This is a genomic window from Longimicrobium sp. (genome assembly GCF_048594345.1).
Classification (GTDB): Bacteria; Gemmatimonadota; Gemmatimonadetes; order Longimicrobiales; family Longimicrobiaceae; genus Longimicrobium.
In genome coordinates this window covers 59,442-72,949 of sequence record NZ_JBMDXM010000054.1, presented here as the reverse complement: position 1 = coordinate 72,949, position 13,508 = coordinate 59,442, and the positions used below count along the sequence as shown (strand labels likewise).

Annotated in this window: 14 protein-coding genes; 10 read left to right on the top strand and 4 right to left on the bottom strand. The window is 66.8% G+C overall.

The annotated features are described in order from the left end of the window. Positions 1-234 precede the first annotated feature (234 nt). The 4 genes from ACOJUJ_RS06595 (at position 235) to ACOJUJ_RS06580 (ending at position 3,314) form a co-directional block, all read left to right on the top strand. Positions 235-585 (top strand): hypothetical protein, encoded by a 351-nt coding sequence (locus ACOJUJ_RS06595; RefSeq protein WP_420126058.1) that lies wholly within the window; start codon positions 235-237, stop codon positions 583-585. Between the two features lie 286 nt (positions 586-871). Then, entirely contained in the window at positions 872-1,477 is a 606-nt protein-coding gene (locus ACOJUJ_RS06590; protein WP_420126057.1) for a Uma2 family endonuclease, read from the top strand. Positions 1,478-1,834: 357 nt separating this feature from the next. After that, complete coding sequence (locus ACOJUJ_RS06585; protein ID WP_420126056.1) at positions 1,835-2,431, top strand: Uma2 family endonuclease; 597 nt, start codon at positions 1,835-1,837, stop codon at positions 2,429-2,431. A 289-nt stretch (positions 2,432-2,720) separates the two neighbouring features. Beyond that, a complete protein-coding gene (locus ACOJUJ_RS06580; protein WP_420126055.1) occupies positions 2,721-3,314 on the top strand; it encodes a Uma2 family endonuclease in 594 nt (197 codons plus the stop codon). A 15-nt stretch (positions 3,315-3,329) separates the two neighbouring features. On the opposite strand, the gene ACOJUJ_RS06575 is transcribed toward ACOJUJ_RS06580, so the two are convergent. The 4 genes from ACOJUJ_RS06575 to ACOJUJ_RS06560 form a co-directional block, all read right to left on the bottom strand. Beyond that, positions 3,330-3,785, bottom strand: a complete 456-nt coding sequence (locus ACOJUJ_RS06575; RefSeq protein WP_420126054.1) for an AAA family ATPase — start codon at positions 3,783-3,785, stop codon at positions 3,330-3,332. Positions 3,786-3,861: 76 nt separating this feature from the next. Beyond that, on the bottom strand, positions 3,862-5,100 hold the full coding sequence (locus tag ACOJUJ_RS06570; RefSeq protein WP_420126053.1) for a hypothetical protein: 1,239 nt from the start codon (positions 5,098-5,100) through the stop codon (positions 3,862-3,864). Between the two features lie 58 nt (positions 5,101-5,158). Continuing rightward, positions 5,159-6,481 carry an APC family permease gene (locus tag ACOJUJ_RS06565; RefSeq protein ID WP_420126052.1) on the bottom strand — a complete coding sequence of 441 codons (1,323 nt, stop codon included), beginning with the start codon at positions 6,479-6,481 and terminating at the stop codon, positions 5,159-5,161. A gap of 374 nt (positions 6,482-6,855) precedes the next feature. Next, positions 6,856-8,493, bottom strand: coding sequence for a M14 family metallopeptidase (locus tag ACOJUJ_RS06560; RefSeq protein ID WP_420126051.1), 1,638 nt, complete (start codon positions 8,491-8,493; stop codon positions 6,856-6,858). Positions 8,494-8,908: 415 nt separating this feature from the next. Here ACOJUJ_RS06560 and ACOJUJ_RS06555 point away from each other — a divergent pair, with 415 nt between their 5' ends. The 6 genes from ACOJUJ_RS06555 (at position 8,909) to ACOJUJ_RS06530 (ending at position 13,385) form a co-directional block, all read left to right on the top strand. Further along, positions 8,909-10,114 (top strand): winged helix-turn-helix domain-containing protein, encoded by a 1,206-nt coding sequence (locus ACOJUJ_RS06555; RefSeq protein ID WP_420126133.1) that lies wholly within the window; start codon positions 8,909-8,911, stop codon positions 10,112-10,114. A 59-nt stretch (positions 10,115-10,173) separates the two neighbouring features. Then, on the top strand, positions 10,174-10,500 hold the full coding sequence (locus ACOJUJ_RS06550; RefSeq protein WP_420126050.1) for a type II toxin-antitoxin system prevent-host-death family antitoxin: 327 nt from the start codon (positions 10,174-10,176) through the stop codon (positions 10,498-10,500). Continuing rightward, the gene (locus ACOJUJ_RS06545) at positions 10,500-10,904 is read left to right on the top strand and encodes a PIN domain-containing protein (protein ID WP_420126049.1); all 405 of its coding nucleotides are present in this window, start codon (positions 10,500-10,502) and stop codon (positions 10,902-10,904) included. Before ACOJUJ_RS06550 ends, ACOJUJ_RS06545 begins: the two co-directional genes overlap by 1 nt. Before the next feature lie 92 nt (positions 10,905-10,996). After that, positions 10,997-12,565 carry a serine/threonine-protein kinase gene (locus tag ACOJUJ_RS06540; RefSeq protein ID WP_420126048.1) on the top strand — a complete coding sequence of 523 codons (1,569 nt, stop codon included), beginning with the start codon at positions 10,997-10,999 and terminating at the stop codon, positions 12,563-12,565. A gap of 159 nt (positions 12,566-12,724) precedes the next feature. Then, a complete protein-coding gene (locus ACOJUJ_RS06535; protein WP_420126047.1) occupies positions 12,725-13,213 on the top strand; it encodes a type II toxin-antitoxin system VapC family toxin in 489 nt (162 codons plus the stop codon). Next, positions 13,200-13,385, top strand: a complete 186-nt coding sequence (locus ACOJUJ_RS06530) for a hypothetical protein (protein ID WP_420126046.1) — start codon at positions 13,200-13,202, stop codon at positions 13,383-13,385. The genes ACOJUJ_RS06535 and ACOJUJ_RS06530 overlap by 14 nt, the downstream gene beginning before the upstream one ends. Positions 13,386-13,508 lie beyond the last annotated feature (123 nt).

Sequence of the window (13,508 nt, the reverse complement as noted above, 5' to 3'; positions counted from 1 at the left end):
GTCGACAAGCAGGCGCATCTGCATGCGAAGGTCATGGACGCAGGATCTTCGCAGTCTTTTACACCGATCCTCACCGATACACTGTAAAGCCTTAAACGAAGCGAATCGAGATCGGCTGAGCACGCCAGTGGACACGGTGTCATGTATTTTCTATGGCTAAAAAATTGCGTATTAAGGTATTGACAACGGCGTTCTTCCCACGGCTGTCAAACACCTCTCTCCCGGAGGCTGTACATGAAGCGTCTGATCCCCCTGTTGTTCCTGCTGCTCGCCGCACCGGGCTTCGCGCCGCCCACGCCGGTCGAAGCGGCAACGGCAAGTGCGCAGGCACATGCGCTGGGAGTCGTCCTCATGGGTCCCACCACGGTGCGGTCCACCGACTGGAACAGCTGGGAAACGGTGGTTTACGGCGGCACGCCACCGTACCAGTACTCATGGTTCCACACCCTGTCCGGGTCTGGCACGGCGGATGGAGCGGTGTGGGAGGGTTCCTTCTATGAAAACGGAATCCTGGTCGTAGGCGTGAGGGATGCGCTGGGCGCTACCGGACAAGCCACCGTTTACGTCACGGTGTCGCCGTGGTAAGCGCGTTGGTCGCGGAACGGTATCGTTGCGAGAGCGAGTAGCGCCGCTGTGGCGCATTGCGAGCGAAGGCCGCGGACGCACAAGCGTCCGCGGCCTCTCCTTTTGGGGATCGACGTGCCGCAACGCCGCACTTCCGCTGCACCTGGCGGCTGCGTATCGTACCTGCGGCGACGTTGAGCGCTTTGTGCACGCGGCTGGCGCACTCGTAGCGCCCAAATTCAAGCCGCTTGCGCATTTACGCACCGTATCCTTACACTCGGAGCCTCACCCGGTCCGAGAGGAGAGCATGGCCACGGCAGCCCTGAACCGCTACACCCCGGAAGAGTACCTCGCCCTCGAGCGCCACGCCGAGTTCCGCAGTGAGTACATCGACGGCCAGATCATCGCGATGTCGCCGGGCGCGCTGCGTCCGCACAACCTGATCGTGGCGGCCCTCGTTTATGAGCTGCAGGGACACCTGATGGACGGCCCGTGCGAGGTCTATCCAAGTACCCAGCGGGTCAAGGTCAGCGCGTCGGGAGATTACCTTTACCCGGACGTGGTCGTATCCTGCGATCCGCAGTTCGAAGCAGGGGGCAATGACAACCTTCTCACGCCCGTGCTGATCGTCGAGGTGCTCTCCGATTCTACCGCGCGCCACGATCGGGAGAAGAAGTTCTCGCTGTACAAGCGCATCGACACGCTGTGCGAATACGTGCTGATCTCGCAAAAGGATGTTCTCGTCGAGCAGTACGTCCGCCAGGGTGATTTCTGGGCCCGGACCGAGGTCACTGATCTGGAAAGCTCGATCGCACTCGCGTCTCTCGGGCTGAAGATCCCACTGCGGCGGCTCTATCGGAAGGCGCTGACGCCTACCCGCAGAGTTCCGCGCGCCGTGCAGGCGGGGGAGTAGCATCCACAGGCGTGACGGACGCACTGGACTGCCGGACAAGCCAACGTGACGACGTCGGTGTGGTAGGGCGCAGTCGCAGAGCGGCGGTGTTGCGAGAGCGCGAGATCGATAGCACCGCAGTGGCGCATTGCAAGCGAAGGCCGCGGACGCACCGGCGTCTGCGGCCTCTCCTTTGGTGGGTCCGTGTGCCGCAACGCCGCACTTCCGCTGGACTTGGCGGCTACGTATCGTACATCGGATGGCGCTCACCACTTTGTGCACGCGGCTGGCGCATTCGTAGCGGCCAACTCCAAGCCACTTATGCGTTTGCGCGCTTCAACCTTACACTCGGAGCCTCACCCGGTCCGAGAGGAGCGAATGGCCACGGCAGCCCTGAACCGCTACACCCCGGAAGAGTACCTCGCCCTGGAGCGCCACGCGGAGTTCCGCAGCGAGTACATCGACGGCCGCATCATCGCGATGACGGGCGGGAGCATTACGCACAACTACATCGTGGGGAACATCTACGCGGGACTGCTTGCGAGGTTTGCCGCGCGGCCTTGCCATGTCTTTTTCGCCGACGTAAAAGTCCGTTTCGGCTGGGGCACCAACTACACGTACCCGGACGTGATGGCGTTGTGCGGGAGGCCGGCACGCGGAGACGAGCACGCGGACGTCCTGACGAATCCCGCGCTCATCGTGGAGGTGCTTTCCAGGAGCACGCAAGCGTACGATCGCGGCGAAAAGTTCGAGCGGTACAAGGCCATCGAAACGCTGCGTGAGTACGTGCTCATCGCCCAGGACGAAGTGCTGGTCGAGCACTTTGAGCGGGAGGGCGATTTCTGGAGATGTACCGCCATCACCGACCTGAACGCGGTGATCGACTTCCAATCGGTCGCGTGCTCCTTCCCGATACGGGAGATCTATCGCCGGACGGACTTCGTAGTAGAGGACGTGCTGGAGGCCCCGGAGTGATGACGGCAGGCGGGGCTCGCCCCGGGCAGGAAGGGTAGTAAATCCCGATCTGGCGCATTGCAATCGAAGGCCGCGGACGCACTGGCGTCTGCGGCCTCCTTCTTTGGGTGGGCTCGTGCGCCGCAACGCCGCACTTCCGCTGAACTTGGCGTCTACGTATCGTACATCGGATGGCGCTCACCACTTTGTGCACGCGGCTGGCGCATTCGTAGCGCCCAACTCCAGGCCACTTGTGCGTTTGCGCGCTGCAACCTTACACTCGGAGCCTCACCCGGCCCGAGAGGAGAGCATGGCCACGGCAGCCCTGAACCGCTACACCCCGGAAGAGTACCTCGCCCTCGAGCGCCACGCGGAGTTCCGCAGCGAGTACATCGACGGCCGCATCATCGCGATGGCGGGCGCTCCGCGTCCGCACATACTGATCGTACACAACCTGGATCGCGAGATCGGGGTGCGGTTGCTGGACAGCCCGTGTGAGACCTATCCGACTGAGATGAAGGTCAAGGTCGGTGCATCAGGACGGTACGTATATCCGGACCTCTGCGTCTCCTGCGCTCCTCGGTTTGAAGATGGTAACGCGGATGTGCTCCTTACGCCGGTGCTGATCATTGAAGTCCTTTCGGAGAGCACGGAGAAATACGACCGGGGTGAGAAGTTCACGCACTACCGTCGTATCGAATCCTTGCGGGAGTACGTGCTTTTCTCTCAAAAGGAATGCTTGGTCGAGCGATACGTCCGCGACGGGGATTTCTGGCAGTTTAACTCCGTGGATGATCTCGATGCTTCGTTGGAACTCACCTCGTTGGGAATCAAGATCCCCTTGCGGCGGATCTACGCCAAGGTATTGCCGGTGAACCCTGCGGAGCCAGGCACGGGGACGTGAGCATGCTCATTCCGCCTATCCATCTGCCGCGCTGACGAACGGCTCCACGATGAACTCGTTGGAGGGGGTGAGGGTGACGGTGTAGAACTCGTCGAAGCCCTCGTCCATCCGCGGCTCCTCGAGCTTTTTGTAGGTGCCCAGTATGCCGGGGATGGGGACCACCGCCTTGCCCTGCCGCAACCGGTTGCGCGCGATGGCCGCGCGCGTCTCGGTGCGGAAGAAGTAGCAAACGACGCGGAACCCCGCCGCCTTCGCGGACGCGACGTACCGCGCCCGCTCCTCCGCCAGCACGTTGGTGTTGTCCACCACCAACGGCTGCTTCGACTCCAGGCACGCCTGCAGCAGCAGCCGCTCGCGGTTACGCGTCCGCAGCAGGTCGCGGCTGATGCGCACGTGCGTGTCGAAAAACCGCTGCTGGTAGAACGTCGACTTTCCCGACGCCTGGATCCCTACCAGGATTACCGCCTCCATCCAATCTCCTCTTCACGTTCCGCCGTCGTCACGTCGAACACCCGGCGTACCGTGGCAAATGCCGGGCGCGATCGGATCAGCATTCGCCGCGGATGATGGTAGTCGGGAAAGAGGGCTGTACGGTGGGACGCGCGAAGCCAGCGAACCCGGCTGGGAAGATCGGCGGCCGGCCGGGCAGCGGGTACGCGACCACCCCCAGGCTTCCATCCGCCCCGCGCAACGCGCCCCAGAGCGCATCCGCATCCGCGTACGCCGCCTGGAACGAGGCGTCTACCTGCAGACGCAGTTGCTCGGCGCCCTCCGCGCCCAGCCGAAGCCAGACCGCGCCGTCCTCATCCGCCAGGCGCAGCCACGCGGCAGCATCCCGCGCCACCTGCACCTCCGTCACGGCGGGGTGGTAGGCGGGGAACTGGATCTTCTCGCGGAACGCGCGCGCGGCTGCCGCGGTGTCGCGCGGGATGGTGCCGCTCGCCATGTGGGCCGCCCACTCGGCGATCTGCCGCTCCCGTTCGTCTTCGCGAACGGGACGCGTGGGAAGGAGAAGCCGCACATCGTACGCGGTCCTTCCCTCCAGATCCATCCGCAGCACGCGTACGGGGTGCGGGTCGGGGCCAGCGGGCTGTTGCGACTCCACCACGACCACGTGCCGGCCGTCGTCCGACGCGGTCCAGAGGGTCCCGGCGGTGTACGGCACCACGACCGACGACGCTCCCCCGCCCCAGGGAAAGGGCACGTCCACGTAATACGGCCCGGACGGCCGCCGGTGCAGCGTGCGGATGACCGTCTGGCCGCGCGAGACAACCAGGTTTTCCGTAAACCGTGGATCCGGATAGGGCGGCGTGAGCTCGCCGAGCGTCAACCCGCCGGCAAGGGCGTGGCGCGGGAACACCTGCGTGGCGAATTCGCTGTGCATTTGCTCGAACGCACGGCATTCCAGGGGAGTCCCGTCCGCGTGCAACAGTTGCCACGTGTGAAAGCCACCGACGGCGAGCGTATCACCCAGCCAGTTCAGGGACCCACCGAACACCCCGTATCCTGACGTGGTGCGGAGGTACGACCCCACGGACGTCCCCGGCGTAAAGACGACGGCCGGAACACCCGACGCGGTGAGATAGATGCGCCCGGAAGGATGGCGCGTGAGGCTGTGCAGCCGGGGCGGCTGCTCGCCGCCCGAGGAGTCCGGCACCACCAGCACGACGACGGGCTCGGGCGCGTATCGCGTCTGCGCGGCGGCGGGCGCGGCGCAGACGAGAAGGGCGCCGAGCGCCGCGCCCAACCATCGGCGCAGGTTGCCTCGGCGGGATAAGCCAGTCATCGCGGGCTCCGGGTGAAAGGGGCTGGCTCGTTCCCCGGCGCGCGCCGGCGATTTCAAGCTACCGCACGGCCGGGTTCGCCTTCCGCGCGTTCGCGGTGACGAAGTACAGGATGGCGGCGATCACCAGCACCGCGCCCGCCGTCGCCCACTCGCCCAGCGTGATGCTGGAGAGCAGGTAGGCGATGGCGGCGAGCGCCAGAAAGGGCACCACCGCGCCGCCCGGCACCTTGAACGGGATGCCACCGGCCTGCACGTTCTTGCGCCGCAACTCCCAGGCGGCCAGGCAGCACGCCCCGTACAGCAGCAGCGTCGCCAGGTTGGCCAGGATCGCCAGCCGCTCGAACCCGCTGGTCAGCGCCAGCAGAATCACGATCACCCCCTGCGTCCAGATGGCCACGTGCGGCGTGCGGTGCCGCGGATGCACCGACGCCAGCGCGCGGGGAAGAAAGCCGTCGCGGCCCAGCGCGAAGAGCGCGCGCGGCACCGCCAGCGTCATCCCGCCCACGTAGCCGAACATGGAGATGGAGGCGCCCACCAGCAGCAGCGTGCGCCCCGTGGGCCCCATCACCCGCCCCGCCGCCTCGGCCAGCGGCGTGGGATGCCCCGCCAGCGCACCGCCCAACAGCCCCTGCGCCACCAGGTGAATGGCGATGTACAGCAGCGTGATCCCCACCATCGCCATCAGGATGGCGCGCGGGACGGTGCGCGCCACGTCCTTGACCTCGCCGCTGGGCACCAGCGCGCTCTCGATCCCCGCGAACGCGAAGATCAGAAAGGCCGATGCGCGCGCCACGTCGCCCGCGGCCGGCGCGTCCGTCCACGCCAGGTTGCCGCCCTTGACCGCGAACACGCCCACGATCACCAGCAGCAGAAGCGGCAGCAGCTTGGCCACCGTCGCCACCGTGTTCACCGCGCTCCCCTGCCGGATGCCGGCCACGTTGATCGCCGCGTACATCCCCAGCACCGCCACCAGCAGGACGACGCGCGCGGCCCCGCCCGTAAGCGCCGGCACCAGTGCGCCCACGGAGTCCGCGAACAGCGCCGTCACGGCCGAAAGCGCCAGCGTCCCCACCACCCATAGCAGCACCCCCGCCAGAAAGCCGACAAAAGGCCCGAACGCCACCTCTACGTAGGCGTACGGCCCGCCGGTCAGCTCCACCCGGCTTCCCGCCTCCGCAAAGCAGAGAACGATCAGCCCCATCGCCACCGCACAGACGATGTAGGCCATGGGCGCCGCCGTCCCCAGCTGCGTGGCCGCCGCGGAGGGAAGGCGAAAGATGCCGCCGCCGATGGTGACGTTGATGATGCCAGCTGCCAGCCCCCACACGCCCAGCGCGCGGATGAGCCGTGCCTCGGGCGCGGCGGTGGTATGATCCTGCATGGATGTTTGGATGGCGTGCGAGGGATGGATTCGGTTGCTGCGGATGGAGGAAGCTTCGTCCGCCGGGCCGCCGCGCGCAAGCGGCGGCCCGGTTTGGCGTGCCTTGGAGCGTGGCGCCGGACGCACGCGCGAGCAGTCATCCTGAAGGAGGCGCCGCCTCGTACCCTGCCGGTACGATGCAGCCTGACGCCGGCTGAAGGACCTTGCCGGCAGAGCCGCGGGGCTGGATGCCAACGGGATCGCCAGCCCCTCGCGAGCGGAGAGAAGGTCCTTCGGTCGCGCGCAAGCGGTTGTCTTTCTTGCGGTTCCCCGGGTGCGCTCCCTCAGGATGACTGGGATTCCGCGATCACGAGGCAGGGGACAGGAGCACCCGGTCAGGGTTGCGCGGGAACGCGGATGATGGGGTAGCGGCGATCCGGCTCGATCCAGCGGTCCAGCAGGTTCCACGCGGCGAAGCCGTCGTCGGAGCGCGGTTCCAGCAGGGTGAACACCAGGCGGGCCAGGGGCTGGTCCATCGGCACGCCCATCATCCTCGGCGCCATCCGCGGCGTCTGCGTTTCCCACCGGCCCCAGACGCGGCGCTCGCGGTGGCCCTGGAACGCGCGCTCGGCGACCCTGGTGGAATCGATCCGGAACACCTCCACCTGCGCCGGCACGTCGAAGACGGAATCTACCCGCACCCCGTGCATCCGCAGCCGGTCCACAATGCTGTCCATCCCTGGCGGCAGCAGGTACATGGCGGGCGCGCGCTCCGTCTCACCGGCGTCAAACGACTGCCACTCGGGCATCCGCTCCTCCCGCACCGTATCGACGCGGCGCAGCATCATGTGCCCGGTGAGGGGGTTGGCCTCCTCGCGCACCTCGCCCATCAGGATGGTCACCGGCCCCTCGCGCCGCAGCCGCGCGTTCAGCGCCAGCGGACGGCCGCGCAGGTCCTCGCGGTCCGCGGCTTCCGTCGCGCGGCGGATGTCGGCGGCGTGCGTGCGCGCCCATGCCAGCGAGCGGTCCACAAAGTCGCTGGTGACGCGGACGCGTTCTTCAAAGGTAAGGTACGAATACGCCTCGCTCAGGATACCGAAGCGGTTGCGCAGCCCGGCGTAGTTGGTGCCAAAGCGCGGCCGGTGATCGAACGTGTACCAGCCGCGCTCCACCTCGGGATTTCCATCCTCCGCCGACGGCACGTTGCCGTAGTAGTACAGCAGCCAGCCCGCGTCCTTCGCGCCCGCCGTCACCGCCGGCAGCCACTCGCGGCGCAGCATGCGGTCGATCTCCGGCGGCGTGTTGGGGTGCAGCGGCGGCGCGTACGTCAGGTGGTAGCCGTGGTAGGTGCCGTTGGTGGTGTGCAGGTCGATCATGACGTGCGGATCGTACTCCGTGAGCATCCGCGCCAGCCCGCGCGCCTCGGGCGATTCCAGCTTGGTGTGGTCGCGGTTCAGGTCCAGCCCCTGCGCATTGGGCCTGATCCCCATCCCGCCGATGGGCCCGTGCTGCCGCGGCCGGTTGGCGGCGTCAATGCGTTCGTTGCCGTCCGCGTTGTAGATGGGCGCCACCAGCAGCACCAGCTCGTCGAACAGCTTGTCGTACAGGCCGACCGGGATGTCACCCAGCAGGATCTGCAGCGCTTCCTTTCCCTCAACTTCGCCCGCGTGGATGTTGCCCTGCAGGTAGACCACCGTCTTTCCGCTCGCCCGCACCGCCGCCGGCGACGCGTCCGTCACGCGCCCCACGACGCCCAGCGGCAGCGGCCGGCCCTCGTTGGTGGTGCCAAAGGTGGTCAGGTGGATGATCCGGGGCGACAGCGCGGCTGCTCGCCGCATGTACGCCACCACCTCGTCGTAGCTGCTGGTTTCGCGAAAGCCGGTGCGCTCGGGCCGCGTCGACAGCGAATCCGCGATCGCGGGTGATGGATACAGCACCGGATCGGGCAGGGAGCGTGAGCCCGTGCAGCCGGCTGCCGCGCCGGCCAGCCATGCGCACGTCGCGGCGATCGAGACGGAGGTTCTGCGGATCATTCGCGCGGTCGTTGGTCGGGTGGATGATCGGGATCCGTCAGCAACCTACGCCCTCCGCGCGCCGCCGCAAACCTGATCGCATCGGAACTGTAATTTCCTGGGAAGGGAATCGACGCCCCTCCGATCTCTCCCGCACAACCAACCGCCCCCAGGGTTTTTGGGGGGAGGTTGGTTGTGGTGCTCGCCCGGAGGGGGCGCCGCGGCCGCAGTTCGATGCCTGCCGGCGAGCCGCAGACCTCGCGCGCACCGCACCTTGTCGCCATCTTCCCCTCGCCCGTACATCACCCGAAGTTCCTTTCGCACTTTCGCACTTTCGCACTTTCGCACTTTCGCATTTTCGCACTCACGCACTCACGCACTTCCCCCACCCGTGACCCCCGACCTTCACCTCGACCTCCCGGCGGCCCGCGCCCTGATGCTCGCCGCGCAGGGGCTGGACCGGCGGCCCCGGCGGCGCGCAAAAAAGGCGGACGTGCTGGCCGCCATCCGCCGCATGGGCGCGCTGCAGATCGACACCATCAGCGTCGTGGCGCGCAGCCCGTACCTGGTGCTGTGGAGCCGCGTGGGCGACTACCAGCCGCGCTGGCTGGACGAGCTGCTGGCATCGGGAAAGATCTTCGAGTACTGGTCGCACGAGGCCTGCTTCCTTCCCGTGGAGGACTATCCGCTCTACCGTCACCGCATGCTGGACCACTCGTGGGCCGGCTGGCGGTACGCGCACAAGTGGATGGACGCGCACCGTGAGGACGCCGAGCGCCTGCTGCAACACGTGCGCGAGCACGGCGAGGCGCGCTCCACCGACTTTGAGCGCGCGGGCACTCCTGGCGGCTGGTGGAGCTGGAAGCCCGAAAAGCGGATGCTGGAAAGCCTGTTCACCGCCGGCGAGCTGATGATCGCGCGGCGCGAGGGATTCCAGCGCATCTACGACCTGCGCGAGCGCGTCCTCCCTTCCTGGGACGACGCCCGCCTGCCGACGGCGGATGAGGTGCGGCGCACGCTGGTTCTCAACGCCGTCCGCGCGCTGGGCGTCGCCAAGGCAAAGTGGGTGGCGGACTACTTTCGCATGGACAAGACGTCGACGAAAAAGCTGCCCGAGCGATTGGCGGATGCCGGCGACCTGCTGCGCGTGCCGGTGGATGGATGGAGCGAACCCGGCTACGTGCATCCCGACCACGCGGACACCGCCCGCGCCGCCGCCGCCGGCCGCATCAAGCCCGTGCTGACCACGCTGCTCTCGCCCTTCGACCCACTGGTGTGGGACCGGACGCGGGCAAGTGAGATGTTCGATTTCGAGTACCGCATCGAGGTCTACACGCCCGCGCCCAAACGGGTCTACGGCTACTACGTGCTGCCGATCCTGCACCGCGGCAAGCTGGTAGGACGGCTGGATCCCAAGGCGCACCGCAAGGAAGGCGTGTTCGAGGTGAAGAAGATCCACTTCGAGCCCGGCGTGCGCCTGACCGATCGCCTGATCCGCGAGGTCGCCGCGGCGATACAGGAATGCGCCCGCTGGCACGGCACCCCGCGCGTTGAACTCCGCGCCTCCGATCCCCCCGAAGCCGCCGCGCGCCTGCGGGATGCGCTGGCGTCCGATGAGGTGGACGTGAAGACCGGGACTTGAGTGGATTGGCATCTCCGGGTAGATTTGTACAACTGAATTGTACAAATCGGGAGGCTACGATGGTCAGATTCGGCTCGGGAAAGAAACTGCTGGCTTCCGAGGCACGGGCAAAGTTTTCATCGCTGCTGGAAGAGGTAAGCGTCCACCCGGGAAGAGCGATCTACATCGCTCGCCGGGACCGCAAGAATGCAGCTGTGCTCGTGGACGCCGCGCATTACGAGATCCTGATGCGCAAAGCCGATCTGGTTGATCACCCGCCTGGCGAGCCGTTTCAGGTCGTGGGCAGCCTGAAGATCCTGGTTTCGGATGACGAGTTGGAACTGCGCATTGCCGCCAGGAGACGGCGGCAGGCGGAACTTGCCGCGGCGAAGCGGGCAGAGCTCTGATGGCGGTTCTCGCCGTCATCGATACGCATGCGCTCATCTGGTTCTGCGCGGGACGATTGAACCGGCTTGGGAGAGATGCGCGGCGTGTGCTGGAGCGTGTGGAGGAGGGAAACGGCGCCATCTTTGTTCCCGCGCTTGCCCTCGTGGAACTGGCCGAGGCGGCGCATGATGGTGACGTGGACCCTCCGGGCGGCTTTGCCGTTTGGGTTGAACGTTTGTTTGCATCCGGGCGCTTTTTCCCCGTAGACCTTACGTGGGCCATTGTACAACGGGCGGAAGAACTGTACGCAATCCCGGAGCGGGGCGACCGGTTGATCGCGGCGACAGCCCTTGAGCTCGGCTACCCGTTGATTACCCGCGACCATGAGATTATGGCCGCCGCGCAGGTGGAAACCATCTGGTAGCCGGTGCCGAAACCCATCGGCCTCGTCTCTCGTAAGTTCAGTCTGCGCAATCGCATCCAACTCATCCACCTGAACGCGGTAAACCATCCCAGATGTACGGGATCGCGGGCCTGCTGACCGGACGCACCCTGTGTGGGCGCTATCGTATCGAAGCGGTGATCGGCCGCGGCGGTATGGGCGCCGTGTACCGCGCGACGGACGAGCGCCTGGGCCGCGCCGTGGCCGTAAAGGTCATCGGCATCACCGCGGCCGACTCGCAGGAACACGGTCGCCTGCTCGCACGATTTCTACGCGAGGCGCGCGCGGCGGCCGCGCTGCACCATCCCAACGTGGTGTCGGTGTACGACTTCGGCACGGATCCGGACGTCGGGCTGGACTTTCTGGTGATGGAGCTGCTGCAGGGTGAGGACCTGGCGGTGCGGCTGGCGCGCACGGGTCCGCCGCCCATGCACGTGTCGCTCAGCATCCTGCGCCAGGCAGCGCGCGGGCTGGCGGCCGGACACCGCTCCGGGCTGGTGCACCGCGACGTAAAGCCCGGCAACCTGTTCCTGGAAACCAGCGACCACCCCGACGAGCCGCACGTGCGCGTGCTGGACTTCGGCATCGCGCAGGTGTCGGGCGAAGAGGGCACCGTAACGCACCTGACGGAGTTCGGCCGCTCGCCGTTCTCGCCCGCGTTCGCCTCGCCGGAGCAGATGCGCGGGGAGGACCGGCTTACGCCCGCGTCCGACGTGTTCAGCCTGGCCGCGGTGGGCTACAACCTGCTCACCGGCGTGCGCCCGTTCACCTCGTCCGATCCCATGCGGATGGCCGAGGAGACGGCGGACGCCGTGGCCGCGCTGCCGCGGCGCGCCCCCGGCCTTGCGCCGCACGTGCGCGACGCGCTGGTGCGCGCGCTCGCCATCCACCCCCTGGCGCGCTTCTCCGACGCCACCGCCTTGGCCGACGCGCTGACGAACGAGAGCGCGCCCTCCTCCGCGCCGGCCGCAGCCGCCGCCGTTGCCGCGTCGGCGCAGATTCCCATGCGTCACGTGCGTCCGTCGCTAGGCGCCGTTTCGGTGGAGCCTGAGCCGGACGAGGGCACGCGCCTGCAGACCGCGCAGCCGCCCCGCAAGTCCGCCGTGCGCGAGCCTACCGTGCTCCCCGCATTCGCCGCTCCGCGCGCGGCCAGCGTTCCGCCCCAGCCCGCGCCGGTGCAGCCGCTGGCGCAGCAGCTTCCCGCGGCGTTCGCCCCCTCGCCCGCACAGGCCGCCGCGGCGGGGATGACGCGGCCGCCGCAGGAAGGCATGGCGCGCCGCTTCTTCCGCGGCCTGTGGAACTTTACCGTCACCACGGCGGTGATGGCGCTGTTCGTGGGTGCGTGGGCGCTGGCGGCCAACGGGGTCATGCAGGGGCGCAAGGACCAGGTGTACGCGGGCGCCGCGGCCTCGGTTCTGTTCACGCCGCTGGCCGTGCACCGGCTGACGGGCCGCCGCGGGCGCTACGGTTTCGTGCTCTTCGGCTCCATCATCGCCACCGCGACGGCCGTGTACTACGTGGGGCGTGATACCGATCCCGCCATCATCCTGACAGCCATGTTCGGCATGCAGGTGGTGACCAGCTTCGTGATGGCCCGCCTCACCCGCCGCCGCCTCGTCGCGCCGCCGTACGTTGGCTACTGAGATCCACCGAACGAGCGACGCCCCGCATCGACCGACGATGCGGGGCGTTTTTGTGTTCACTTCTCAGGCAGTTTGAGCCACAGGTGGTCACGCGCGTGCCGCAGTTGGCGGAGTTCGCACGCAACCTTCCACTCTGGACGGAAGCGATTATCTTGCGGGATGCCAAGCCAACGAATCTATGTCGAGACCACGATCCCCAGCGCGTACTATACCAATCGAACGGCTCCCGAGATGGTTGAGCGCCGTGAGATCACGCGGAGGTGGTGGAAGGAAGCAGTCGGTAATTGTGAACTCGTCGCAAGTGCCGTCGTTCTCGGCGAGTTGCGGGATGGCACCTCGGAGCATGTGCCGTTTCGGCTATCGCTTGTGCGAAACCTCGATCTGCTGGACCTAACCCCGGCGGTCTACAGCACAGCTGACGTATACATGCATCGAAAGCTGATGCCGTCCAATCCACCCAGTGATGCGCTGCACCTCGCCCTTGCCTCGCATTACAATTGCGATGTGCTGGCTACGTGGAACTACAACCATCTCGCGAATGCGAATAAATTGGAGCACATTCGCATGGTGAATACCGGACTGGGGCTGCCGGTGCCTTTTATCGCAACGCCACGCCAGCTACTCGGAGGGCAGGATGATCGTGCCTGAAAACAAGGATCCGCTCCTGGAAGAGCTGGATGAAGCGCGCAGGCGCATCTTCGAGCGGTGTGACCGTGATCCAGCCAAGGTGCTGGCGTACTATCTGGAGTATCAGAAGCAGTTCGCTGATCGCTTGATCAGCCGGCACGATCACCGGCCTGAGGGCAAGTCCGCGGCCTAGCCTTCCAGGAGTGTGAGACTACGCTAGCCGACCGAACGTCCCGCGTCGAGCCAACGATGCGGGACGTTTTCTGTTGGATGCGCTGCAGGCCGCAAAGGTAAGCTGCGACACGTTCTGATCGGC

Coding starts and splice junctions, on each gene's coding strand:
- ACOJUJ_RS06555 (WP_420126133.1), top strand. CDS start 8,909: ATGCTCGCCGCGCAGGGGCTGGACCGGCGGCCCCGGCGGCGCGCAAAA.
- ACOJUJ_RS06530 (WP_420126046.1), top strand. CDS start 13,200: ATGATCGTGCCTGAAAACAAGGATCCGCTCCTGGAAGAGCTGGATGAA.
- ACOJUJ_RS06575 (WP_420126054.1), bottom strand. CDS start 3,785: ATGGAGGCGGTAATCCTGGTAGGGATCCAGGCGTCGGGAAAGTCGACG.
- ACOJUJ_RS06570 (WP_420126053.1), bottom strand. CDS start 5,100: ATGACTGGCTTATCCCGCCGAGGCAACCTGCGCCGATGGTTGGGCGCG.
- ACOJUJ_RS06550 (WP_420126050.1), top strand. CDS start 10,174: ATGGTCAGATTCGGCTCGGGAAAGAAACTGCTGGCTTCCGAGGCACGG.
- ACOJUJ_RS06595 (WP_420126058.1), top strand. CDS start 235: ATGAAGCGTCTGATCCCCCTGTTGTTCCTGCTGCTCGCCGCACCGGGC.
- ACOJUJ_RS06590 (WP_420126057.1), top strand. CDS start 872: ATGGCCACGGCAGCCCTGAACCGCTACACCCCGGAAGAGTACCTCGCC.
- ACOJUJ_RS06565 (WP_420126052.1), bottom strand. CDS start 6,481: ATGCAGGATCATACCACCGCCGCGCCCGAGGCACGGCTCATCCGCGCG.
- ACOJUJ_RS06540 (WP_420126048.1), top strand. CDS start 10,997: ATGTACGGGATCGCGGGCCTGCTGACCGGACGCACCCTGTGTGGGCGC.
- ACOJUJ_RS06545 (WP_420126049.1), top strand. CDS start 10,500: ATGGCGGTTCTCGCCGTCATCGATACGCATGCGCTCATCTGGTTCTGC.
- ACOJUJ_RS06560 (WP_420126051.1), bottom strand. CDS start 8,493: ATGATCCGCAGAACCTCCGTCTCGATCGCCGCGACGTGCGCATGGCTG.
- ACOJUJ_RS06535 (WP_420126047.1), top strand. CDS start 12,725: ATGCCAAGCCAACGAATCTATGTCGAGACCACGATCCCCAGCGCGTAC.
- ACOJUJ_RS06580 (WP_420126055.1), top strand. CDS start 2,721: ATGGCCACGGCAGCCCTGAACCGCTACACCCCGGAAGAGTACCTCGCC.
- ACOJUJ_RS06585 (WP_420126056.1), top strand. CDS start 1,835: ATGGCCACGGCAGCCCTGAACCGCTACACCCCGGAAGAGTACCTCGCC.